The organism is Sphingomonas sp. ID0503, from assembly GCF_048565625.1.
GTDB lineage: Bacteria > Pseudomonadota > Alphaproteobacteria > Sphingomonadales > Sphingomonadaceae > JBLZUR01.
In genome coordinates, this window is record NZ_JBLZUR010000002.1 from 2,529,589 (window position 1) to 2,553,407 (window position 23,819).

Here is a 23,819-nt window from a genome sequence, read left to right on the forward strand (position 1 = left end):
CGGGGAGGATGCAGGGCGCCATCATCACTCGTCCGCCGGCGGGACATAGGTCCGCGCCGCCTCCGAAAGCTTGCCGACGAACTCGTCGATATGCGCCTGCTCGATGACCAGCGGCGGCAGGATGCGCAGCACGTTGTCCCCCGCCGCGACCGTCAGCAGGCCATGATTGTCGCGCAGGTTGGCGACGAACTGCCGGCTGTCGGTCTTCATCTTCAGGCCCAGCATCAGGCCCATGCCCCTGACACCCTCGAACAGCGCATCATGGTTCGGGATCATCTGCTCCAGCGCCTGGCGCAGGCGGTCGCCCGTCGTGCGCACCTGCTCCATGAACGCCGGCTCCAGGATCACGTCCAATACCGCCTCGCCCGCCGCCATCGCCAGCGGGTTGCCGCCATAGGTGGAGCCGTGGGTTCCGATCACCATGCCCTTCGCCGCTTCCTCGGTGGCGAGGCAGGCGCCCAGCGGGAAGCCGCCGCCGATCCCCTTCGCCACCGCCATCACGTCCGGCACGATTCCGTACTGCTCATGCGCGAACAGCGTACCCGTCCGCGCATAGCCGCATTGCACCTCGTCCAGCGCCAGCAGCAGGCCGTGTTCGTCGGCAAGCCTGCGGAGACCCTGAAGGAAGGCCTGGCTCGCCGGCCGCACCCCGCCCTCGCCCTGGATCGGTTCGACCAGGAAACCGGCGGTGTTGTCGTCGATCGCCGCTTCGGCCGCCGCGAGATCGTCGAAGGGCACCACCTCGAATCCGGGCAGCAAGGGCTCGAACCCGCCGCGCATCTTCTCCTGATCGGTCGCGGAGATGGTGCCGAGCGTCCGACCATGGAAGGCGTTCTTGAAGGTGATGATCTTGTGGCGATGCGCCTCGCCATCGGCGAAGTGGTAGCGGCGCACCGTCTTGATCGCGCACTCCACCGCCTCCGCGCCGGAATTGGTGAAGAACACGGTATCGGCGAAGGTGTTATCGACCAGCCGCTGGGCGAGATGCTCCCCCTGCGGACTGCCGTACAGGTTGGAGACGTGGATCAGCGTCGCCGCCTGATCCTGGATCGCCTTGGTCAGATGCGGGTGGCCGTGGCCGAGCAGGTTGACCGCGATGCCGCTCGCGAAATCCAGGTAGCGCTCGCCGCGCTCGCCGATCAGGTAGCAGCCCTCGCCTCGGACAGGACGCACCCCAGACCGTGGATAGACGGGCATGAGCGGCGTGATGGCCATGACGGGCTCCTCCTGAGAAAGAACGAAAACAGCGCGGAAAAACGGACCAAACGCAAAAAGGCGGCCCTCCAAGGCCGCCTTTTGCGGAGGCACCCTATAGCGACACCGTCATGGCGGAGCAATGCCGCGCGCGCGCCTGTGCGACTGCAACATGCCTGTCACACCCATGTCGCCGCGGCGTCATTGGAATGCCCTTCCGGCGACACCTGCGGGGCCTAGCTGCACCGCAGCAAGCGTCGGCAGATGCCGCGCCAGACAAGCCAGGGATGGAACAATGCGTATCTCAGTAACCGGCGTCTCACGCGCCGCCATCACCCTCGCGCTCGCCACCAGCGCGACCACCGCCTTCGCCCAGTCGACGGGCGCCATCGATTTCGAACAGGAAATCGTCGTCACCGGCAGCAACACGAACAACGGCGTCGCCGGCGTGCTCGTGCCGAACACGTCCAAGGCAAAGGCCGTCCTGACGCAGGAATTCATCGGCCGCCAGACGCCCGGTCAGTCGATCAACGAGACGATCAACCAGCTTCCGGGCGTCAGCTTCCAGAACAACGATCCGTACGGTTCCGGCGGCGGCACGCTCACCATTCGCGGCTTCAACGATCAGCGCATCACGCAGACCTTCGACGGCATGCCGCTGAACGACACCGGCGGCTACGACCTTTACTCGAACCAGCAGCTCGATTCCGAGATCATCGATCAGGTCAACGTCAACCTCGGCACCACCGACGTAGACAGCCCGACGGCCGCCGCGACCGGCTCGACCGTCAACTACCGCTCGATCAACCCGAACGAGGAACTCGGCGGCCAATTGTCGGCGAGCTACGGCCGCTTCGACTACACCCGCTTATTCGGCATCTTCCACACCGGCAACCTGACGCCGTCGGGCACCCGCGCGTTCATCTCCGCCAGCAAGCAGGATTACGATACGCCCTATGGCGGCATCGGTAAGATCGACAAGCTGCAGGTGAACGGCAAGATCTACCAGCCGATCGGCGACAATGGCGATTTCGTCTGGGTCGCGGCGCACTACAACCGCAACCGCAACAACTTCTTCGGCTCGGTCCCCTTCCGTACCGATCTTCGCCAGATCAGCGCGACCGGCGTCGACCTCGGGCCGCGCAATCCCGGCGGCTCGTCGTCGAACCGCTTCCCGCTCACCCGCGACGAGCGCTTCTACGAAGTCTCGCGCTGCGAGGTCGAGGCACCGTCTCCGGGTGTCGCGGGCTTCGCGAATAGCTGCGGCAGCGATTTCGAATATCGCTACAATCCGTCCGACACTGGCAACATCCGCGCGAACTCGCGCTTCTCGCTTACCGACAAGCTGACCCTGACGGTCGACCCGTCATATCAATATACCAAGGCGAACGGCGGCGGCACGGCGGTCGCCAATGAGGGCCTGTTCAACGGCTTCGCCGGCTATATCGGCAGCACGCCCTATTACGGGCGCGACCTCAACAACGACGGCGATCTGCTCGATACCGTCCGTGTCCTCGCCCCCAGTCAAACCAAGACCCACCGTCTCGGCCTGAACACCTCGCTGCGCTACGACATCAACGACGACCACTCGATCCGCATCGCCTACAGCTACGATCGCGGTAAGCATCGCCAGACGGGTGAGACCAACTACATCACCGGCAGCGGCAAGACGATCGATCCGTTCCCGGTCGATGATCCCATCGTGGGCGCCGGGGACATCACGCTGCAGAAGCGCGATCGCCTGTCCTATGCGATCCTGCACCAGGTTTCGGGCGAATATCGCGGCACGTTCGATGCGCTCACCGTCAACGCCGGTGTCCGCGCGCCGTTCTTCAAGCGCAACCTGAATCAGAACTGCTTTACCACCAACGGTGCCAGCGGCGTATCCTGCTTCGACGGCGACTCGGCGGCGGAAGCGGCCTATGCGGCGGCGAACCCGACCTTCGCGGCCCCGCAGAAGCGCATCTACAAGTACGACAAGATCCTGCCGAACGCGGGCCTCGTCTTCGAGATCACTCCGCAGGCGAGCCTCTTCGCCAACTACTCGAAGGGTCTGCAGGTGCCGGGCACGGACAATCTCTACCAGGCGTTCTGGTATCCCCGTGATCTCGACGCCGCCAATCCGTCGCCGGAAACCACCGACAACTTCGACGTCGGTGTCCGCTTCCGCACTGGTCGCCTGCAGGCGATGGGCACCGTCTGGTACACGCTGTACAAGAATCGTCTCGCCTCGGCCTATGACCGTGATCAGAACATCACGATCTACCGGAACCTGGGCAAGGTGGAGAAGTACGGCATCGACGGCAGCCTCTCGTACCAGCCGATCGACGAGGTCTCGCTGTCAGCCTTCGGTTCGTACCTGAAGTCGAAGATCAAGGACAATGTCGAGGGCGGCATCTGCTCGGCCAGCAATGTGAGCGTCGGCCAGTTCGGCTGCGCTACCGCCGGTCAGGCCTACGACTTCCAGACCCGCGGCAAGCGTGAATCCGGCGCCCCCACCTACACCTTCGGCGGCCGCGCGCAGGTCGATGTGAAGTGGGTCTCGGTCGGCGTGCAGGTGAAGCGCACCGGCCCGCGCTACTATAACGACCAGAACCTGCCGGTGCTCCAGACCTACACCACCGGCACCGCGCCGGATCTCACCTACAACACCTATCAGGTGTTCGGTGCCAAGATCCCGGCCTACACCACCGTCGACCTCGACGCCCGCATCTCGCTGGCGCCGCTGGGTGTGAGCGAGAAGACCTTCTTCCAGCTCAACGTCACCAACCTGTTCGACAAGCGCTATTATGGCGGCTTCGACGGCGGCAATTCCAGCCAGTACGTGACGCAGACCGGCCAGATCGGCGCCCCGCGCGCCGTCTCCGGCACGGTGGTCGTCGGCTTCTAAGCCCGCGTCCTCCGGACAAAAGAAAGGGGCCGGTCCGAACGGACCGGCCCCTTTTCCATTCTATCCTCCCCCCGAGGGGGAGGGGGACCGCCGAAGGCGGTGGAGGGGGAGGAAAGGAAAGCCTCGGCAAGCGGAGAAATTACGCCTCCCGCCGGGAGGAAACCCTTACCCCCGCTCAACCCGCACCGCGCCGTGCGGCACCGCAAAGCGCGCGCGGCGGCTAAGCGCGCCGCCCGGCGTGCTGATCCGATCGATCACCATCACGTCGGTCTGCCAGGCCTCGGGCCGCACCTCGCAGACGAGATAGCCGCGCTGGTCGTTCATGAATTTCAGCCCCGGATTGTTGGCCAGCATCCGCTCGGTGCCCGACCGCACGTCCTCGCCGTCCCCGCCCGAGCTGATCGAGGTCGCGACGAACTCGATCGCCTTGGGTGCGTCGCCGACCAGCACCTCGCCCGCATAATTCTGGTGCTCGTCGCCGGTCAGCACGACGAGGTCGCCCTTCCCACCGATCCGGTTCAGCAGCCGCGCGCGCGGAGTTTCGTACCCCGCCCAGCTATCCATGTTGAGGATCGGCGCGGGATCGGTGTCGAAGCTGCGCCTGCGGTCCAGCTTCATCATCATCACCTGCTGGGCCAGCAGGTTCCAGCGCGCGCCGCCTTTGGCGATCCGCTCCGCCAGTGTCTTCTCCTGGAGGTCGCCCATGATGCTCGCCTTGGCCGCATCCACCTCCGCGCAATAGGGCTTGAACCCGTCGCCGCAGGGCTGGGGCGTGCGGAACTGGCGCGTGTCGGGGAAATGCGCGTCGAGGAGCGTGCCGTAGCGCTGCGACCGCGCCATCGCGATCGTCCCCGCCGCGGGCAGGCTCGCGCGCCTGACGGGCATATGTTCGTACCAAGCCTGGAACGCGGCGGCGCGGCGCAGGCGGAACAGCTCCGGCGGCGTCTCGCCGTCATGGTCCGCGCTCCAGTTGTTCACCACCTCGTGATCGTCATAGGTCACGAACCACGCCGCCGCTGCATGGGCCGCCTGCAGATCGGCGTCCCGCTTGTACTGCGAATAGCGGCGGCGATAGTCGTCGAGGCTGTAGATCTCCTGCCCCACATGCTCGCGCACCACCGGGATGCTGCTCCACGACAGCGCGCTCAGCTCCTGCCGGCTCTCGTAGATATAGTCGCCATAGTGGAAGACGAAGTCGAGGTCCTCGCCCGCCAGATGGCGGTAGGCGGTGTAATAGCCATGCTCGTACATCTGGCACCCGGCGACGCCCAGCCGCACCTTGTCCACCGTCGCATTGGCCAGCGGCGCGGTCTTCGCCCGCCCCGTCCGGCTCTTCTCCGACCCGATCGTGAAGCGGTAGAAATACGGCCGCGCGGGCAGCAGCCCGCCCACCTCGACATGGACGGCATGGGCAAGCTCCGGCCGGGCGATCGCATCGCCCTCCGCCGCAATCTTCCTAAACCCGGCATCCTCCGCCACCTGCCAGTGGACCGTCACCGGCTGCATCGGCATCCCCCCGTCGCGCTCCATCGGCTCGGGCGCCAGGCGGGTCCAGATCACGAAGCCGTCCGGCGCGGGATCGCCCGCCGCCACCCCCAGGCTGAAGGGATAGAAGCGGAACAGCATCTGCGCGCGGGCGATGGCGGGAAAGGCGAGGCTGCCGGCGACGAAGGCGCGGCGGGAAAGGGTCAGGCTGGTCATCGGACCGGGCTAGGACTGCCATATGACAGCCTTGTTTCAAAATGTGACGAGACAGGCTTGCGCCCTCCCCTTCTCCCCGGCCAGAACAGGGTCATGCCGAGACACCTCCTCCGTCCGCTTCCCCGGATCGCCGCCGTTCTCCTGCCCCTCGCCGCGCTCGCCTGCACCGGCGCCTCGGCCGAAAAGCCGAAGAGCGCGTCCTCCGCCCCGCCGGTCAAGTACAGCCGCGATCCCTTCCCCTCCACCTACCGGCCCTATCCGGGCGTGCCGACCCTGGTGCAGCACGTCACCATCTATGACGGAGAGGGCGGGCGGATCGAGGATGGCAGCGTCCTCTTCGCCGACGGCAAGATCGTGGAGGTCGGCCAGACCGTCTCCGCGCCGCAGGGCGCCACGATCATCGACGGCACCGGCAAATGGGTGACGCCCGGCGTGATCGACGTGCACAGCCATCTCGGCGACTACCCCTCACCCGGCGTCCAGGCCCTCTCGGACGGGAACGAGGCGACCGCCCCCGCCACGCCGGAGGTCTGGGCCGAACACAGCGTCTGGCCGCAGGACCCCGGCTTCAGCCGCGCGCTCGCCAATGGCGGCGTCACCACGCTGCAGATCCTGCCCGGCTCCGCCAACCTCTTCGGTGGCCGCTCGGTCACCCTCAAGAACGTCTACGCCCGCACCGCGCAGGGCATGAAGTTCCCGGGCGCGCCCTATGGCCTGAAGATGGCGTGCGGCGAGAACCCGAAGCGCGTCTACGGCTCCAAGGGCAAGGAACCCTCCACCCGCATGGGCAACATCGCCGTCGACCGGCAGACCTGGACCAAGGCGCAGGCCTATTCCCGCAAATGGGCGAAGTACGAAAAGGACGGCGGCGACGCGCCCGATCGCGACATCGGCATGGACACGCTGCGCGGCGTGCTGGACGGCGAGATCCTCGTCCACAACCACTGCTACCGCGCCGACGAAATGGCCAACGTCATCGATATGGCGAAGGAATTCGGCTACAAGGTCAACACCTTCCACCACGCGGTCGAAAGCTACAAGATCGCCGACCTCCTGAAGGCGAACGGCATCTGCTCCGCCGTCTGGGCCGACTGGCACGGCTTCAAGATGGAAAGCTATGACGGCATTCCCGAAAACCTCGCCATCCTGCACAATCAGGGGGCCTGCGCGATGATCCATTCGGACGATCAGAACGGCATCCAGCGCCTCAATCAGGAGGTGGCGAAGGCCCTCTCCGCCGGCCGCCACGCCGGCTTCACCATTCCCGACGAGGTCGCCTGGACCTGGCTCTCGATCGCCCCCGCCCGCGCGCTCGGCATCGCCGACCGGACGGGCAGCCTGAAGCCCGGCAAGATGGCCGACGTGGTCCTCTGGAACGGCAACCCGCTCAGCGTCTACACCCGGCCGCAGATGGTCTGGGTCGACGGCGCCCTCCTCTACGACGCGGCCAACCCGAAGCTGCGCCCGGTATCCGATTTCGAGCTGGGCCAGCCCGGCGAAGGAGACGTCAAGTGAAGAAGATCGCGATCCTCCCCGGCACGGGGAGGGGGACCATGCGCAGCATGGTGGAGGGGGCTTCCCGCACCCACACCGGTTCGCTCGCTGAGCGCCCCCTCCACCGCCTGCGGCGGTTCCCCTCCCCGTTCCGGGGAGGATTGCTGACCCTCGCCGCCCTCCTCTCGACCCCCGCCCTCGCCGAAACCGTCGCCTTCACCGGCGGCACCATCGCGATCGGCGACGGCTCCCAGCCGATCCAGAACGGCACCGTCGTCATCGCCAACGGCCGCGTCGTCGCGGCCGGTGCGGGCGTCGCGGTGCCCGCCGGCGCGCGGGTGGTCGACGCCACCGGCAAATGGGTCTCCCCCGGCATCGTCACCGCCAACACCGATATCGGCATCGCCGACGCCTATGGCATCCAGGAAACCAACGACGCCCGCGCGAAGGACTCGCCCTTCTCCGCCGCGCTCGATCTGTCCACCGCGATCAACGAGAGCGGCCCGGCCATCGCCAATGATCGCATGACCGGCGTCACCCGCGCCTTCGTCGTGCCCGTCGCCGGCAGCACCATCTTCGGCGGCCAGGGCGCGGTGATCGATCTCGGCGCCGATCTCGATCCCGTCACCCGCCCCCGCGCCTTCCAGTATGTCGAGCTGGGCGAGGATTCGACCGACCGGGCCGGCAGCCGCCCCGCCGCCCAGGCGATGATCCGCGCCGCGCTCAACGCCGCGCGCGATCCCGCGCAGGCGACGCTCGTCACCAAGGACGCGATCATCACCAAGCAGGACGCCGCCGCGCTCCGCCCGGTGGTGGAGGGCCGCATGCCCCTCTTCGTCCACGCCAACCGCGTCGCCGACATCCGCGCCGCCCTCGCCCTCAAGGCCGAGTTCCCGGCGGTGAAGATGGTCCTCGTCGGCGCGGCGGAGGGCTGGCGCATGGCCCCGCAGATCGCGGCGGCGAACGTCCCCGTCATCGCCACCGCGCTCGCCGATTTGCCCAGCAAGTTCGAGCAGCTCTCCGCCACCCAGTCCAATGTCGGGCGTCTGGTGCAGGCGGGCGTCACCGTCGCGATCTCCACCGTCGACGGATCGGAAGGGCCGTATAATTCGTACCTGACGCAATATGCCGGCAACCTCGTCGCGCTGACCAAGGTGCCCGGCGCGTCAGGCCTGAACTGGGGCGCGGCCTTCGCCACCATCACGTCGAAGCCCGCGCAGACCATCGGCATGGACGGAGAAATCGGCTCCCTCCGCCCCGGCCGCCGTGCCGACGTGGTGGTGTGGGACGGCGACCCCCTCGAACTGTCGAGCGAAGCCGTCGCCGTCTACATCGACGGCATCGCCCAACCGATGACCAGCCGCCAGACGCGGTTGCGACAGCGGTATCTCGACCCGAGGGAAGGCTCGCTGCCGAAGGCGTATCAGCATTGAGGTAAGGGGAGCGGCCGAAGTGTCGCTCCCATAAGGATTGCGGCGGAAGAGGCGCTCGCACTACACATCCGCTGATGACTCCCACCGAATTCCTCAACAAATGGCGCCATGTCGAGTTGAAGGAGCGGTCGGCCTCGCAGACCCACTTCAACGATCTCTGCGCCCTTCTCGGCATCCTCGATCCGATCTCCGCCGATCCGTCGGGTGAGTGGTTCACCTTTGAGAAGGGTGCCACCAAAACCGGCGGCGGTGAGGGCTGGGCCGATGTCTGGCGGCGCGGCTGCTTCGGCTGGGAATACAAGGGCAAGCACGCCAATCTCGACAAGGCGAACGCCCAGCTCCTCCAATACGCCGTCGCGCTGGAGAACCCGCCCCTCCTGATCGTGTCCGACATGGACCGCATCATCATCCGCACCAACTGGACCAACACGGTGCAGGAGGTGCACGAATTCGCGACCGAGGACTTGATCGATGCCAGCGTGCGCGATCGTCTCCGCGCCGCCTTCCTCGATCCCGAAATCTTCAAGCCCGCCAAGTCCCGGCAGGACCTTACCGAGGAGACGGCGGCCGGATTCGCCGGCCTCGCCCAACGCCTGCGCGACCGTGGCCAAGAACCGCATCAGGTCGCCCACTTCGTCAACCGGCTGGTGTTCTGCATGTTCGCGGAGGATGTCGGCCTCCTCCCCGACAATCTCTTCACCCGCATGCTGGAACGCAGCCGCAGCCGGGCGGACAGTTTCACCGCCAATGCCGAGATGCTGTTCGGCGCGATGGCGACGGGCGGCGCGGTGGGGTTCGAGAGCGTCGAATGGTTCAACGGCGGCCTGTTCGAGGATGCCCACGCCCTTCCCCTTAACGCGGAGGATATCGAGGATCTGCTGAAGGCCGCGCGCCGTGACTGGTCGCAGATTGATCCGTCGATCCTCGGCACCCTGTTCGAACGCGGGCTGGATCCGGCCAAGCGCAGCCAGCTCGGCGCGCATTACACCGACCGCGAAAAGATCATGATGATCGTCCGCCCCGTCATCATCGATCCGCTGGCGGCGGAATGGGCCGAGGCGCTGGCGAAGATGACCGCCCTCATCGACAGCGCGCCGAAGCGGACGGCCGAACGCCTGCTCTCCCCCACGGAGCGACGCCGCGCGGAAAAGCTGCGCGATGATGCCACCGCGATCCATTCCGCCTTCATCGAGCGGCTGGCCCGCTTCCGCATCCTCGATCCCGCCTGCGGCTCCGGCAACTTCCTCTACGTCGCTCTGCGGGCGCTGAAGGATATCGAACACCGCGCCAACCTCGATGCGGAGGCGCTCGGCCTGCCGCGCGGCTTTCCCCGTACCGGGCCGGAAAACGTGCTGGGTATCGAACTCAACCCCTACGCCGCCGAACTCGCCCGCGTCTCCGTGTGGATCGGTGAAATCCAGTGGATGCGCCGCAACGGCTTCGACGCCGCCAAGAACCCAATTCTGCGCCCGCTCGACACGATCGAGTGCCGGGATGCCATCATCAACCAAGACGGAACCGCGATGCATTGGCCCCCCGCCGACGCAATTATCGGCAACCCTCCGTATCTCGGCGCAAAGCTGATGAAAGGGCTGCTCGGGCCGTCTTACACCAACGCTGTTCGCGCGCTTTACACTGGCCGCCTCCCCGGCTTCACTGACCTTGTCTGTTATTGGTTTGAGAATGCCCGATCTCAAATCGAGCTTGGCAACAGCCAAAGAGCTGGCTTTGTTGCAACAAATTCAATTCGAAAGAATACCAACTTGCCAGTCCTTCATCGCATAGTGAATTCTATGCGAGTGTTCGCTGCGCAAAGTGAAGACAGGTGGGCGCTTAACGGTGCCGCAGTCGATGTATCCATCGTTTGCTTTGGGCTGGACGATAAAATACCAGTTCTGAATGGAATTCCTGTAGACAAAATTAACGCCGATCTTACCGCCGGCCTAGACCTCACGGGAACCAGAATTCTATCAGAAAACAACGACGGAGCCTTTCTCGGTATTCAGAAAAGTGGGCCTTTTGATGTACCTGGGACGGTCGCTCGCGAGTGGTTGCGAGAGCCGATGAACCCAAATGGTCAAAGCAACAGTGCGGTTCTGAAGCCATACTGGAATGGTGATGATGTTACGTCGCGGCCACGAGATGTATGGTTGATTGATCTACCCTTGGGAACCTCAGAAACAGACGCGTCCCTATTCGCAAGTCCCTTTGAACACGTACAATCAACGCCAGATAGCACTGGAAAGCTGATCAAGCACCTGCGGGCAGAACTCGGCGACCGAGCCGGTCCGAGGTGGTGGGAACCACACTGGCCCCGTCCCGAAATGCGCACGCGTATAGCCCCTCTTACGCGATACATCGTCACGCCTGAAACAGCACAGCACCGGCTTTTCATATGGCTAACGCCAGCGGTGTTGCCAGATAAAAACTTGATCGTAATTCCTAGGGATGACGATACTTCTTTCGGGCTCTTACATAATCGTATTCACGAATTGTGGTCGCTTCGAAAGGGCTCTGATCTACAGGACCGACCGCGATACACGCACACATCCGTGTTCGCGACCTTCCCCTTCCCCGAAGGTCTCACCCCCAACATCCCCGCCGCCGACTACGCCGACGATCCGCGCGCGCAGGCGATCGCCGCCGCCGCCCGGCGCCTGAACGAATTGCGCGAGAACTGGCTGAACCCCGCCGATCTGGTCGTGCGCGTGCCGGAGGTCGTGCCTGGCTATCCCGACCGCATCCTGCCGAAGGATGAGGACGCGGCGAAGGAGCTGAAGAAGCGCACCCTCACCAACCTCTACAACGCGCGCCCGCAATGGCTGGCCAACGCCCATGCCGCCCTCGATCAGGCGGTGGCCGATGCCTATGGCTGGGGCGACGACTGGCGCGCCGGTGTCGCCGCCAATCCGGCACAGGGTCTCCCAGACGACGAGATCCTCGCCCGCCTCTTCCGCCTCAATCAGGAACGCGCCGGCAAGGCGTAGGGGCACCCAAGTATCGCTGTCCTACAGGCAGGCTTGTCAGGCACATGCTGTCGGATGAGCCACCTTGCCGCCATCCGCAACTTCAGCCCCGTTCTCGCGACCGCCGCATGTCGTCCGGTGCCCCTGCGGTGCACGCCCGTCGCGTCCCTGCACATCGGTCTCGCGCGGTCGCCGCTCTACCGATGCGATCCGCGCCGTGATGGCCGGCCAACCGCAACTTCCGCAACTTATCCGGCCTCGCGCGCGCCCTCCCCTCGCGTACGTACGCGCGCGCCTCGCGTGCGCGCGCGCGTTGAGGCACGACCTTTGCGACTTTCCGACCGCCTCAGCCCGCCCCAAAACTCGCCCGCACCCGGATTCCGGCGCTTACGTAGCGCTAACTTGGCAAACTTCCGCGCCTCCAACCCCGCTCCAACCCTCGCCCCCGCACCCCCGCCCGCACCCGAACCTTGCCCCCCTCGGCCCCCCGCTCTATCGCGCCCCCGCAACTCTGGCCCGTTCGGGAGATGACATGACGCAGGACGTGAAGAAGGTGGTGCTCGCTTATTCGGGTGGGCTCGACACCAGCGTCATCCTGAAATGGCTTCGCGAGACCTATAATTGCGAGGTCGTCACCTTCACCGCCGATCTCGGCCAGGGGGAGGAGCTGGAGCCCGCGCGCGCCAAGGCGAAGCTGATGGGCGTGCGCGACGAAAACATCTTCATCGAGGATCTGCGCGACGAGTTCGTGGCCGACTACGTCTTCCCGATGATGCGCGCCAATGCGCTCTACGAGGGGCTGTACCTTCTCGGCACCTCGATCGCCCGGCCGCTGATCGCCAAGAAGCAGATCGAGATCGCGCGGGCGGTCGGCGCGGACGCGGTCTCCCACGGGGCCACCGGCAAGGGCAACGATCAGGTCCGCTTCGAACTCGGCTATTACGCGCTCGCGCCCGACATCAAGGTCATCGCCCCCTGGCGCGAATGGGATCTGACCAGCCGCACCCGCCTGATCGAATATGCCGAGGCACACCAGATCCCGGTGCCGAAGGACAAGCGCGGGGAATCGCCCTTCTCCACCGACGCGAACCTCCTCCACACCTCGTCCGAGGGCAAGGTGCTGGAGGATCCGTGGGAGGAGGTGCCCGACTACGTCTATTCGCGCACCGTCAATCCGGAGGATGCGCCCGACGCGCCCGTGTACATCACCGTCGACTTCGAGCGCGGGGATGCGGTGGCGATCGATGGGCAGGCGCACGGCCCGGCGGACCTGCTGGCCAAGCTCAACGACCTCGGCCGCACCCATGGCATCGGCCGGCTCGACCTGGTCGAGAACCGCTTCGTCGGGATGAAGAGCCGGGGCATGTACGAGACGCCGGGCGGCACCATCCTCCATTTGGCGCATCGCGGGATCGAGCAGATCACGCTGGATCGCGGTGCGGCGCATCTGAAGGACGAGCTGGCGCCCCGCTATGCCGAGCTCATCTACAACGGCTTCTGGTTCTCGCCCGAGCGGGAGATGCTGCAGGCCGCGATCGACCACAGCCAGGCGAAGGTGACCGGCACCGTCCGGCTGAAGCTCTACAAGGGCGGCGTCTACGTGGTGGGGCGGAAGTCGCCGCACTCGCTCTATTCGGAAAAGGTCGTCACCTTCGAGGACGACGCCGGCGCCTACGACCAGCGCGACGCCGCGGGCTTCATCAAGCTCAACGCGCTGAGGCTGCGGCTGCTGGGACGGAGGGACCGCGATTGATCGATCCTCCCCCGCAAGGGGGAGGGGGACCAGCGAAGCTGGTGGAGGGGGAGGTCAGGGAAGGCCTCGGCAATCAAGGACGCCGCCGCCCTCCCCCTCCGTCGCTTGTCAGCGCTACCTCCCCCTGGCGAGGGAGGATCATTTCCGCCCCCGCACCACATCATCCCGCCTGAGCACGACCACATCGATCGCGCCCTGCCGATACCGCCCCACCACCGTCCGGTCCGCCTCGTCCAGCGCGGTCAGGAACCGGTCCTTGAAGTCATAGGCACTCCCCCCCAGCCGCAGCAGCCACACCGTCGGCGCCTTCGCCACCGCCTCTGACCGCGCGATCTCTCGGAACCGCGGCGTCCTGAGCAGCACCACCCCCCGGCTGCCCGTCGAATAGATGCTGTCCGGCTCCAGCCGCGCCGGCACCGGCCCCGGCACCGGCCGGCTGTCGACCGTCAACCCGGCATCCCGCGCCGCCCGGTCGAAAGGCAGCGCGCCCTCATTGGGATAGGACAGCACGATGTCCCCCGCCCGCATCCGGGGGGCCATCCACTGGACCAGCCGGTTCCAGTCCTGCCGCGGCCGCGACTTCGCCACCCGCCAGCCGGTCTGCCCCATGTCCCCCAGCGGCACGAGCGCCAGTGCCAGCGGCAGCACCCGCCACCATCCCGGCACCACCGCCACCGGCACGGCGGCGAGCACCGCCAGCGGCACGATCGTCGGCGACATGATCCGGGGGATGAACACCGGCGTGACGGTGGCGGAGATCAGGCAGGTCAGCCCCAGCGGCACCAGCGCCAGCACCGCCAGCGTCACCCCCATCCGCCGCCGCTCCGCCCGCCACAGCATCCACGCCAGCCCGCCCACCGCAAATGCGGCGGCAACACCCCAGGCCGGCCACCAGGTCGTGACCCACAGCCCCGCCAGCCGCCGCCCCAGCAATCCCGGCTGCCACCGCAACCAGGTCGAATGCTCCCACTCGCGCATCTGATCGAGCATGATGAGCAGCGCCGGCAAATAGCACAGCGCCACCAGGACGTGCCCCGCCGCCAGCGCCGCCCAATCCCGCCGCGCCAGCCGCCGTCCCCACAACTGCACCGCCAAGCCAAGGCCCAGCGCGAAGCCGAACAGCGGCCCCAGATTATGCGTCCACAGCATCACCGCTTGGGCCACGAAGAACAGCGCCAGACCCCGCCGCCGCAATCCCGCCTCACCACCGATCCGCAGCAACGCCCCGATCGCCAGCGCATAGACCAAGGCCATCAGCGCATAGGGCCGCACCTCCCGCGCCATCATCACCAGCGACGGCGCGAACGCCACCGCTGCGCCCGCCCCGAGCATGAGCCAAGGCCGCCCTCGCATCCCGCGCCCCACCTGCCCGGCGACCAGCATCGTCGCCGCGATCAGCGCCGTCCCGCAAACCAGCCCGAGGCTGCGCAGCCCCAGAACGCTGTCCGAAAACACCAGCGACCACAGCCGCAGCAGCGAATAATAGAACGGCGGATGCACCTCATAGGTCGGCACCACCGTCCACAGGAACCGAAACCCGCCCGCCGCTGCATAGGCGCTATACGCCTCGTCCAGCCACAGCGGCTTGGCGGCGAGATGGTAGGCGCGCAGGAACGCGCCCGCGATCAGGATCGCCGCGCCACCGATCCAGAACCACGCCCGATGTCTCAAGCTGACGGCGCGCCGCGCGGGCGGAACAGCCGCGCCGCATGCGCCACCGCCTCATAGGCGGCCGCATAGTCCGGCACCTCGCTGTCATCCCCGTAGCCGAAGTAATCGTCCGCCCCGACCGGCTGCAGCACGATCCCATCCCGCCGCGCCAGGATCGACAGCCCGTCATGGTACAGCCCGTAGAACGCACCGCGCTGCGGCAGCAGCCAGGCGATCTGCCCGCGCACCGGCACCACGCTCTCGTCCCGGAACAGCGCCCGCGCGCCATAGCCGGTGCAGTTGATCACCACCTTCTCCCTGATCCGCGCCAGATCGGCCGGCTCATGGAACTCGGCCGGCACGAAGCGCCCGCCCGAGATCAGGAAGTCGTGCTCCAGCTGCCGGGCAAGGTCCGCGACGTTGAACGTCATCGCCACCGTCCTGCGCACCACCGGCGCGTCGAAGGGGTGCGTGCCCGCCACCATCATCTCGGATGAGGGCGTGATGTCCCGGATACGGTCGCCAAACGTCGCGAACTGCGGCCGCCCCGCCTGCAGCGCCTCCGCCGACGCACCGTGATGCCGCTCCATCAGGCTGTAGCGGTCCACCCATTCCACGGGATCGCCGGGCGTGCCGAGGAAGCTCTGATGATATTGAAACGCGGCGCGTGCCATCCGCTCCCAGCGTGTCGCGAAGTCCGCCGCCGTTGCCCCCTCTATCGCGATCCGCGAATCCGGCGTCCAGCTACCTGTCGCCCGCGCCGAACGCACATAGGGGAAGCGCTCCTTGGCGTAGATCGTCACCTTCGCCCCCATGCGCTGCGCCGTGATCGCGGTGGTCAGCCCGATCGCCCCCGCCCCGATCACCGCGACTTCGCGCACCCCGTCCGCAAGCGCCAACGGCACCGCCTCCTGCGCGGAACCCCAGGACAGTGACCAGCCGCTGCCGCCATGACCGTAATGATGGACGACCCGCTTTCGCCCGACCTGCTCGACCTCGATGCGAGGTCCGGCCGCGCGGAAGGGGCGCGTGCAGACGGTTACACGGAACAGCCGGTCGGGCGTCGCATGGATCGGCACGATCGCGGGGGGGGAGGCGAAGCCGGTCTGGCTTCGCGCCATGCCCGGACGGCCAAGCACCAGCCCGGCCGCCGCAAGTGCCCCGCCGCGCATCAATCCCCGCCTGTCCACGCGACGCTCCTTCCGTGCTCCGCCCTACGTTGACGGGAAATCAGCGGGTTTTCAACGCCACCGCGTCGCGCTCGAAATCCAAAGAATATCGACGAAAACAGTCTTCTGGATCACACTAAATGTCTCGCATGCTAACAACATGACACATCTGCCTCCCAAAATCCTCTGGCAGGCCGCGTGTGTTTTCATTAAGAGCGCCGACGCCGGCCGGGGGAAGGTTGGCGGGGGGATGTCATCAGGCTGCGATCGTCGCGAGCGCCCCTCCGATTCTTGCGCAGGGGATTTCGATGGCGAGCTTTGTTCCAACAGATGGAAACGACACCTACACTGGCAGCTTTGGGCGCGACCTGCTGTTCGGCGGCCTCGGCAACGACAAGCTGTCGGGCGGCGAGAACAACGACAGCCTCCACGGCGGCGCGGGTGACGATACCCTGATCGGCGGGAACGGCGGCGACATCATCAACGGCGATGCGGGCAAGGACTCGATCAACGGTGGAAACGGCGATGATCAGGTGTTCGTCGGCTACGACAGCAGCTTCTATGACGGCCGCTCCGGCGTGGGAGTCGGCAACGCGATCCAACAGGTCAAGGGCGACAAGCTGAACGGCGGCCACGGCGTCGACACCCTGTTTATCGAGGCTTCCCTCGAAACGAAGGGCCTGACCTTCAAGGCGGCAACGCCAGCGAAGTCGGTGACCTTCGCCGGCGCATCGATCACCGGCTTCGAGCGCTACGCAATCTGGGGCGGCAGCGGCAAGGACGTCCTCACCGGCTATGTCCTGAACGATCGGCTGTACGGCAATGGCGGCGACGACAAGCTCAGCGGCCTGGCGGGCAACGACAGCCTTATCGGCGGCGCGGGCAAGGACACCCTGCTCGGCGGCAACGGCCGTGACACGGTCGAAGGTGGCGATGGCAATGACAGCATCGAAGGCGGGGCGGGTTCCGATAATCTGAGCGGCGAAACCTATTACACCTTCGGCAGCACCGGCGGAAACGACACGATCAAGGGCGGTGCCGGCGACGATTTCATCAACGGCAATGGCGGCAAGAACGTGCTGAACGGTGAAGCCGGAAACGATGGCATCACCTTCCATGCTGGCGACAAGGCGGACGGCGGCTCGGGCGTGGATCGGCTGAGCCTGGACTTCTCAGATCAGACCAACGCCGAGAATTTCAAGATGGCGGCCGCGCTGACGTTCAAGGCCGGCGGAACCGCCAAGGGCTTCGAGATACTCGATTTCGACGGCGGCTCTGGTGCCGACAAGGTGACCGGCGGGGCACAGTCCGACTACCTTTACGGCGGCGACGGCAACGACTCGCTGGTCGGTGGCAAGGGATCGGACCAGCTGGACGGCGGCGACGGCAACGACACCGTTCGCGGCGGCGCGGATAGCGACAATTTGAGCGACGGCCTCGGCGCGGATAAGCTATATGGTGAAGACGGCAACGACTTCATCAACGTGTCGGAAAACGGCTACACCATGGACCTCCAGAAGGATGTCGTCGACGGTGGCGCCGGCACCGACTCGGTGACCTTCTACAGCTACAACTGGTCGGTCGTCCTCGACCTCTCCAACCAGAAGAACAATGACGGCTATATCAAGGGCGACACCTTCACGAGCATCGAGCGGTTCACCGGCACCGGCTACGACGACATCCTGAAGGGCGGCAGCGGCAATGACCGCCTCGACGGCAATGGTGCGGACGACATCCTCGTCGGCGGCGGCGGCAACGACACGCTGATCGGGAATTCGGGGGCGGACCATTTCACCGGCGGCGCCGGCAAGGACTTCTTCGAACTGAGCCTAGGCTTCAACTATTACTCCAACGACACCTGGCTGGGCGACACCATCACCGACTTCAAGTCGGGCCAGGACAAGATTGGCCTGTATGGCGCGAGCCTCGGCTTGGGCTTCCCCTATAACAAGGGCGTCGCCATCACCACCGTGTCGGGCACGGCGGACCCCGTCTCCACCGCCAGCAAGGCGAACCTGATCTTCAACTCGACCAGTCACGAGTTGTGGTTCGACATGGATGGCAAAGGTGGCGAGTACGACGCCGTGCTTCTCGCCACGCTAGAGGGCGTCAAGTCGGTTAAGGCGAGTGATTTCGACTTCGTCACGGCAAGCTACTTGATCTGACCGGCGGACGGGCCTGACCCGAGGGCCCGCCGGAGCGATCCGGCGGGCCTTCTTGTTTCCGTCACACGCCCCTATCTAGGCGGCAATGCCGCCCGATAGTCCCGTCAGCACCGAACCGGTCGAAGCCGGCTTTGCAACCCTCCGCCGCTTCATCCCCTATCTCTGGCCGAAACACGCGCCGGCGATGCGCGCGCGGGTGGCGCTCGCCCTCTTCTGCGTTCTCCTCGCCAAGGCGGCGACGCTCGCCATGCCCTTCGCCTACAAGGCGGCGATCGATCGCATGGCGCCTCAGCTGCGTGACGGCGCGGACATCGCCATCGCTCTTGTCGTCGCCTATGCCGGCGCGCGCTTCGGCGGCGTCCTCTTCGACAATCTCCGCAACGCCATCTTCGAACGCGTGGGCCAGGACGCCGCGCGGCGTCTCGCGGAGGAGGTGTTCCGCCACCTCCACAACCTCTCGCTCCGCTTCCATCTCGAACGGCGCACCGGCGTCGTCACCAAGGTGGTCGAACGCGGCACCAAGAGCATCGACACGATGCTCTATTTCCTCCTGTTCAATATCGCGCCGACCATCATCGAACTGACCGCCGTCTGCATCATCTTCCAGGTGAAGTTCGGCTTCGGCCTCGTCCTCGCCACCCTCGCCGCGATCACCCTCTACATCGCCTTCACCCGCATGGTGACGGATTGGCGATCCCGCCTTCGCCGGGAAATGAACGAGTTCGACACCCGCGCCGTCGGCCGTGCCGTCGACTCGCTCCTCAACTACGAGACCGTCAAATACTTCAATGCGGAGGAGCGGGAGGCGCGCCGCTATGGTCGCGCGGTGGATGCCTATGCCGTCGCCGCCACCCGCAACGAAACCTCGCTCGCTGCCCTCAACGTCGGCCAGTCGCTCATCACCAACCTGATGATGGCGGGCGCGATGGGCTTCTCCGTCTGGGGTTGGAGCGTCGGCCGGTTCAGCGTCGGCGATGTCGTCCTCGTCAACACCCTCCTCACCCAGCTCTTCCGCCCGCTCGACCTGCTCGGCATGGTCTATCGCGAGATCCGGCAGGGCTTGATCGACATGGGCGCGATGTTCGGCCTGATCGACACCGGGGCCGAGGTCGTGGACAAGCCGGGTGCGCCGCCGCTGCAGCCGAAGGGCGGACATATCCGCTTCGAACATGTCGCCTTCGCCTATGATCCCGACCGCCAGATCCTGCGCGATCTCGACATCGACGTGCCGGCCGGATCGACGCTCGCCGTCGTCGGCCCCTCCGGCGCGGGCAAGTCCACCATCGCCCGCCTGCTCTATCGCTTCTACGACGTGACCGGCGGCCGCATCCTCATCGACGGGCAGGATGTCGCCGACGTGCGGCAGGACAGCGTCCGCGCCGCGATCGGCATCGTGCCGCAGGACACCGTCCTCTTCAACGACACCATCGGCTACAACATCGCCTATGGCCGCGACGGTGCCACGCCGGAGGAGATCGAGGCGGCGGCGCGCGGGGCCGCGATCGAGGACCTGCTCGCCAAGCTTCCCGACGGGTTCGAAACCCAGGTCGGCGAACGCGGCCTGAAGCTGTCCGGCGGTGAGAAGCAGCGCGTCGCCATCGCCCGCACCCTCCTCAAGAACCCGCCAATCCTAATCCTGGACGAGGCGACCAGCGCCCTCGACAGCCGGACGGAGGCGGAGATACAGGCCACCCTGAAGGGCGTCGCCCGCAACCGCACCACCATCGTCATCGCCCACCGCCTCTCGACCATTGTCGACGCCGACCAGATCGTCGTACTCGACGCGGGCCGCATCATCGAGCGCGGCACCCATGCCGAACTGGTCCGCCTGGGCGGCACCTATGCCGAAATGTGGTCCCGCCAGCAGGCCGAGCAGGAGGAAGCAGCACTCGCGGCGGAGTAACTACACTCCCGGCAGGGTCGCCGCGAATGCCTCCCACCACGGGCTCACGCAGAACCACGCGCCGAAATAGGCGGCGAACGCGGCCAGACCCACGCCCAGCTTGGTCGCCCAATGCACCCGTCCCAGCGTCCGCCGGTCCCAGAGGATCAGGGGAATGAACGTGCACACCGCCAGCGTCTGCAGGATGGCATGGCCGATCAGCATCGGCGGCATGATCGGCAGGCGCCCGACCGCCGGACCCATGAACAGCAGCGCCGCCGACAGCATCAGCCGCTTATGGGCCTGCCCATCCTTGCGCAGCCGCCAGCCGAGATAGGCGAGCGGGATGTAGGCCAGCAGCGTTCCGAACGGCACCGCCGTCCAGCCGAGCGGCGTCGCGAAGGGCGGGCCGTTCGCCCGCGCCACCTGTCCCACCATGCTGAAATACATGACCGGCACCAGCAGCACCGCCAGCACCATGCCCCCGATCCCCAGCCGCATGTGAAGGTCCCGCCGCCCCGCCGCGACCAGCGCGGTCTGCGCCCAGAACACCAGCAGCCACAGGGTGAACATCACCCCATGCAGGATCACCATCGGGTTCAGCGTCGGATTCGGCCGCGGATAATGCACCAGCCCGCGCAGATAGAAGCTCGGCGCAAAGCCGATCAGCACCAGCGCCGCCATCATATACGTCATCCGCGCAAAGAACCGCCGCTCGGCGGATTGCGGACGTGTCCCGCCCATCACGGGCGCATCGATCATCGTGCTCATGCCGCCTCATCACCGGCCCCCCGGTCACAAGCGAGCCACCTGCGACAAACACGGCAAGCAGCTCGACCAACCTGATACCTCCCCCGGAGGGGGAGGGGGACCGCCGAAGGCGGTGGAGGGGTAGGTGCCGCACACACAAACCGCCGTAACTGTTGAACCTACCCCTCCACCCTGCTGGGCAGCGGCGGTCCCCCTCCCCTTCCAGCGGAGGATCACCCCCTCGCGTCCAAGCCGCCCCTTTCCCGTCATCCCCGCGAAAGCGGGGATCGCGTTCAGCTCGCACGCCATCTCCCGCCGTGGTGCCGCCGTTCAGCGATCCCCGCTTTCGCGAGGATGACGGTGAGGCTATCGCCGCCCCATGCACCCCGACATCGCCGAGATCCTCCACCGCACCTTCGGCTATTCCAGCCTGCGTGGCTCGCAGCCGGCGGTGATCGATCGCATCATGGCGGGCCGCGACACCCTCGCCGTCATGCCCACCGGCGCCGGCAAGTCGCTCTGCTACCAGCTTCCCGCCCTCGCCCGCCAAGGCACCGGCCTCGTCATCTCCCCCCTCATCGCGCTCATGCACGATCAGGTCCGCTCGGCCGAGGCGGTCGGCATCCGCGCCGCCGCGCTCACCTCCGCCGACGAGAACCGTGACGAGACCCTCCGCCGCTTCCGCTCCGGCGAGCTCGACCTCCTCTACGCCGCGCCCGAACGCGCATCCGGCGAGGGTTTCCGCCGCCTCCTCACCGAGGTCCGCCTGTCGCTGATCGCCATCGACGAGGCGCATTGCGTGTCCGAATGGGGCCACGACTTCCGCCCCGACTATCGCCTGCTCCGTCCCCTCCTCGACAGCTTCCCGGACGTGCCGCGCCTGGCGCTCACCGCCACCGCCGACAACGCCACTCGCCGCGACATTCTAACCCAGCTCGGCATCCCCGAGGACGGGCTGATCGTCGCCGGCTTCGACCGTCCCAACATCCGCTACAGCATATCCCCGCGCGACGGTGTCCCCCGCCAGATCGCCGATCTCGTCACCGCGACCCCCGGCCCCGGCATCGTCTACGCCCCCACCCGCGATGCGACCGAGCGGCTGGCACTCAGCATCGGACAGGCCACCGGCCGTCCCGCCCGCGCTTATCACGCCGGCCTCGACGCCCCCATCCGCGCCCGCAATCAGGCCGCCTTCGTCGCGTCGGAGGACATGGTGATGGTCGCCACCGTCGCCTTCGGCATGGGCATCGACAAGCCGGACGTCCGCTTCGTCGCCCATGCCGGCCTGCCCAAGTCGATCGAGTCCTACTATCAGGAAACCGGCCGCGCCGGTCGCGACGGCGAGCCCTCGGTCGCTCATCTCTTCTGGGGCGCCGAGGACTTCAGCCGCGCCCGCAAGCGTGTCGAGGAGCTGGAGGAGAGCCGCCGCGCCGGCGAGCGCCAGCGCCTGAACGCGATGGCCGGGCTGGTCGAAAGCGCCGGCTGTCGCCGCGCCATCCTGCTCCGCCATTTCGGCGAGACCCCGCCCGAACGCTGCGGCAATTGCGACAATTGCCTCGCGCCGCCCAAGACCGTCGACGCGACCGAGATCGCCCGCAAGTTCCTCTCCGCCGCCTTTCGCACCGAGATGCGCTTCGGCGTCACCCATCTCGCCGACGTGCTGGCCGGCAAGGACAACGACAAGATCCGCGGCTTCGGCCACCACAAGCTCTCGGTCTTCGGCATCGCCGATGAGGAGGAGATGCGGCTGGTCAAGCCTGTCGCTCGCGCCCTCCTCGCCCGCGACGCACTCCGCGCCGACGATTATGGCGGCCTCTCCTTCGGTCCCGGCGCGAAACCGATCCTGAAGGGCGAGGAGACCGTCGCGCTGGTTCTACCCCCCAAGCGCGAACGCCGCCGCAAGGACGGCACGGGCAAGGACTACCCAGACGACCCGCTCTTCGACGCACTCCGCGCCCGCCGCCGCGAGATCGCGAACGAACTCGGCGTGCCTCCCTATGTCATCTTCCACGACGCCACCCTGCGCGAAATGGCCGCCACCCGCCCCTACGACCTGCGCGGCCTCGCCGAGATCAGCGGCGTCGGCACCCGCAAGCTGAAGGAATACGGCCAAGCCTTCCTGGATGTCCTGAACGGGCGGGATTGAGGCACCGATCCTCCCCGGCACGGGGAGGGGGACCGCCGCAGGCGGTGGAGGGGCGGTCCGCAAACGACCGTCCGCCTGTTGAGCGCCCCCCTCCGTCAGCACTTCGCGCTGCCACCTCCCCGTGCCGGGGAGGATCGACGCGGCAACCGCTCAGGGTCTAAGATCTTGCACCAAAGGAGACCGCCCATGTTCCGCACCCTCGACGACACCATCATGGTCGCTGGCCAGATCCAGCCCGCCGACCTCGCCGAGGCGAAGGCGCAGGGCGTGAAGATGGTCATCAACAACCGCCCTGACGACGAACAGCCCGGCCAGCCCAGCAGCGCCGAGATCCAGGCGGCGGCGCAAGCGGCGGGCCTCGACTACGTCGCCATCCCCGTCACCCACGCCGGCTTCAGCGCGCCGCAGGTGGACGCCATGCGCTCCGCCCTCGAAAGCGCAGACGGGCGGGTCCTCGCCTTCTGCCGCTCCGGCACCCGCTCGACCCTCCTCTGGGCCCTCGCCCGCGCCAGCATGGGCGACGATCTCGACACGCTCCAGGCCAAGGCGGAGGGAGCCGGCTACGACCTCACCTCGATCCGTCCTATCCTGAACCGGATGGTCTGACCGCCCTCGGAAGTGCTCCT

At 66.7% G+C, this 23,819-nt stretch carries 14 protein-coding genes; 9 read left to right on the forward strand and 5 right to left on the reverse strand.

Translation table 11 applies throughout. The features are described from left to right. Window positions 1-24: 24 nt before the first annotated feature. Window positions 25-1,215, reverse strand: a complete 1,191-nt coding sequence (locus ACM608_RS13405) for an aspartate aminotransferase family protein (RefSeq protein WP_419683830.1) — start codon at window positions 1,213-1,215, stop codon at window positions 25-27. A 274-nt stretch (window positions 1,216-1,489) separates the two neighbouring features. Here ACM608_RS13405 and ACM608_RS13410 point away from each other — a divergent pair, with 274 nt between their 5' ends. Further along, on the forward strand, window positions 1,490-4,084 hold the full coding sequence (locus ACM608_RS13410) for a TonB-dependent receptor (protein ID WP_419683832.1): 2,595 nt from the start codon (window positions 1,490-1,492) through the stop codon (window positions 4,082-4,084). Between the two features lie 165 nt (window positions 4,085-4,249). Here the strand turns inward: ACM608_RS13410 and ACM608_RS13415 are convergent, their stop codons facing one another. Further along, the gene (locus ACM608_RS13415) at window positions 4,250-5,785 is read right to left on the reverse strand and encodes an alkaline phosphatase D family protein (RefSeq protein ID WP_419683834.1); all 1,536 of its coding nucleotides are present in this window, start codon (window positions 5,783-5,785) and stop codon (window positions 4,250-4,252) included. A 93-nt stretch (window positions 5,786-5,878) separates the two neighbouring features. Between ACM608_RS13415 and ACM608_RS13420 the strand changes: the two genes are divergently transcribed. From ACM608_RS13420 to ACM608_RS13435, 4 genes are all read left to right on the forward strand, one after another. Further along, a complete protein-coding gene (locus tag ACM608_RS13420; protein WP_419683835.1) occupies window positions 5,879-7,300 on the forward strand; it encodes an amidohydrolase in 1,422 nt (473 codons plus the stop codon). Further along, on the forward strand, window positions 7,297-8,712 hold the full coding sequence (locus tag ACM608_RS13425; RefSeq protein WP_419683836.1) for an amidohydrolase family protein: 1,416 nt from the start codon (window positions 7,297-7,299) through the stop codon (window positions 8,710-8,712). The genes ACM608_RS13420 and ACM608_RS13425 overlap by 4 nt, the downstream gene beginning before the upstream one ends. A 392-nt stretch (window positions 8,713-9,104) precedes the next feature. Continuing rightward, a complete protein-coding gene (locus ACM608_RS13430; protein ID WP_419683837.1) occupies window positions 9,105-11,699 on the forward strand; it encodes a class I SAM-dependent DNA methyltransferase in 2,595 nt (864 codons plus the stop codon). A 511-nt stretch (window positions 11,700-12,210) separates the two neighbouring features. Continuing rightward, entirely contained in the window at window positions 12,211-13,431 is a 1,221-nt protein-coding gene (locus ACM608_RS13435) for an argininosuccinate synthase (RefSeq protein ID WP_419683839.1), read from the forward strand. A gap of 138 nt (window positions 13,432-13,569) precedes the next feature. Here the strand turns inward: ACM608_RS13435 and ACM608_RS13440 are convergent, their stop codons facing one another. Together ACM608_RS13440 and ACM608_RS13445 are read right to left on the reverse strand one after the other, a co-directional pair. After that, on the reverse strand, window positions 13,570-15,102 hold the full coding sequence (locus ACM608_RS13440; protein ID WP_419683841.1) for a glycosyltransferase family 39 protein: 1,533 nt from the start codon (window positions 15,100-15,102) through the stop codon (window positions 13,570-13,572). Then, the gene (locus ACM608_RS13445) at window positions 15,099-16,271 is read right to left on the reverse strand and encodes an FAD-dependent oxidoreductase (protein WP_419683843.1); all 1,173 of its coding nucleotides are present in this window, start codon (window positions 16,269-16,271) and stop codon (window positions 15,099-15,101) included. The genes ACM608_RS13440 and ACM608_RS13445 overlap by 4 nt, the downstream gene beginning before the upstream one ends. A gap of 287 nt (window positions 16,272-16,558) precedes the next feature. Here ACM608_RS13445 and ACM608_RS13450 point away from each other — a divergent pair, with 287 nt between their 5' ends. Next, window positions 16,559-18,415: a calcium-binding protein gene (locus tag ACM608_RS13450; protein ID WP_419683844.1), complete on the forward strand. Its 1,857-nt coding sequence runs from the start codon at window positions 16,559-16,561 to the stop codon at window positions 18,413-18,415. A gap of 85 nt (window positions 18,416-18,500) precedes the next feature. Further along, complete coding sequence (locus ACM608_RS13455) at window positions 18,501-20,318, forward strand: ABCB family ABC transporter ATP-binding protein/permease (RefSeq protein ID WP_419683845.1); 1,818 nt, start codon at window positions 18,501-18,503, stop codon at window positions 20,316-20,318. Here ACM608_RS13455 and ACM608_RS13460 read toward each other — a convergent pair whose 3' ends face one another. Then, window positions 20,319-21,068, reverse strand: coding sequence for a hypothetical protein (locus ACM608_RS13460; protein ID WP_419683846.1), 750 nt, complete (start codon window positions 21,066-21,068; stop codon window positions 20,319-20,321). A 358-nt stretch (window positions 21,069-21,426) separates the two neighbouring features. On the opposite strand from ACM608_RS13460, the gene recQ reads away from it, so the two are divergent. Together recQ and ACM608_RS13470 are read left to right on the forward strand one after the other, a co-directional pair. Next, the gene (gene recQ / locus ACM608_RS13465) at window positions 21,427-23,193 is read left to right on the forward strand and encodes a DNA helicase RecQ (RefSeq protein ID WP_419683847.1); all 1,767 of its coding nucleotides are present in this window, start codon (window positions 21,427-21,429) and stop codon (window positions 23,191-23,193) included. 186 nt (window positions 23,194-23,379) lie between these two features. Then, complete coding sequence (locus tag ACM608_RS13470; protein ID WP_419683848.1) at window positions 23,380-23,799, forward strand: TIGR01244 family sulfur transferase; 420 nt, start codon at window positions 23,380-23,382, stop codon at window positions 23,797-23,799. Window positions 23,800-23,819: the final 20 nt, after the last annotated feature.

Excerpts from the sequence above, each read along its gene's own strand:
- ACM608_RS13460 (WP_419683846.1), bottom strand. The coding sequence starts at position 21,068 with ATGAGCACGATGATCGATGCGCCCGTGATGGGCGGGACACGTCCGCAA.
- ACM608_RS13415 (WP_419683834.1), bottom strand. The coding sequence starts at position 5,785 with ATGACCAGCCTGACCCTTTCCCGCCGCGCCTTCGTCGCCGGCAGCCTC.
- ACM608_RS13405 (WP_419683830.1), bottom strand. The coding sequence starts at position 1,215 with ATGGCCATCACGCCGCTCATGCCCGTCTATCCACGGTCTGGGGTGCGT.
- ACM608_RS13430 (WP_419683837.1), top strand. The coding sequence starts at position 9,105 with ATGGACCGCATCATCATCCGCACCAACTGGACCAACACGGTGCAGGAG.
- ACM608_RS13470 (WP_419683848.1), top strand. The coding sequence starts at position 23,380 with ATGTTCCGCACCCTCGACGACACCATCATGGTCGCTGGCCAGATCCAG.
- ACM608_RS13410 (WP_419683832.1), top strand. The coding sequence starts at position 1,490 with ATGCGTATCTCAGTAACCGGCGTCTCACGCGCCGCCATCACCCTCGCG.
- ACM608_RS13420 (WP_419683835.1), top strand. The coding sequence starts at position 5,879 with ATGCCGAGACACCTCCTCCGTCCGCTTCCCCGGATCGCCGCCGTTCTC.
- recQ (WP_419683847.1), top strand. The coding sequence starts at position 21,427 with ATGCACCCCGACATCGCCGAGATCCTCCACCGCACCTTCGGCTATTCC.
- ACM608_RS13450 (WP_419683844.1), top strand. The coding sequence starts at position 16,559 with ATGGCGAGCTTTGTTCCAACAGATGGAAACGACACCTACACTGGCAGC.
- ACM608_RS13455 (WP_419683845.1), top strand. The coding sequence starts at position 18,501 with ATGCCGCCCGATAGTCCCGTCAGCACCGAACCGGTCGAAGCCGGCTTT.
- ACM608_RS13435 (WP_419683839.1), top strand. The coding sequence starts at position 12,211 with ATGACGCAGGACGTGAAGAAGGTGGTGCTCGCTTATTCGGGTGGGCTC.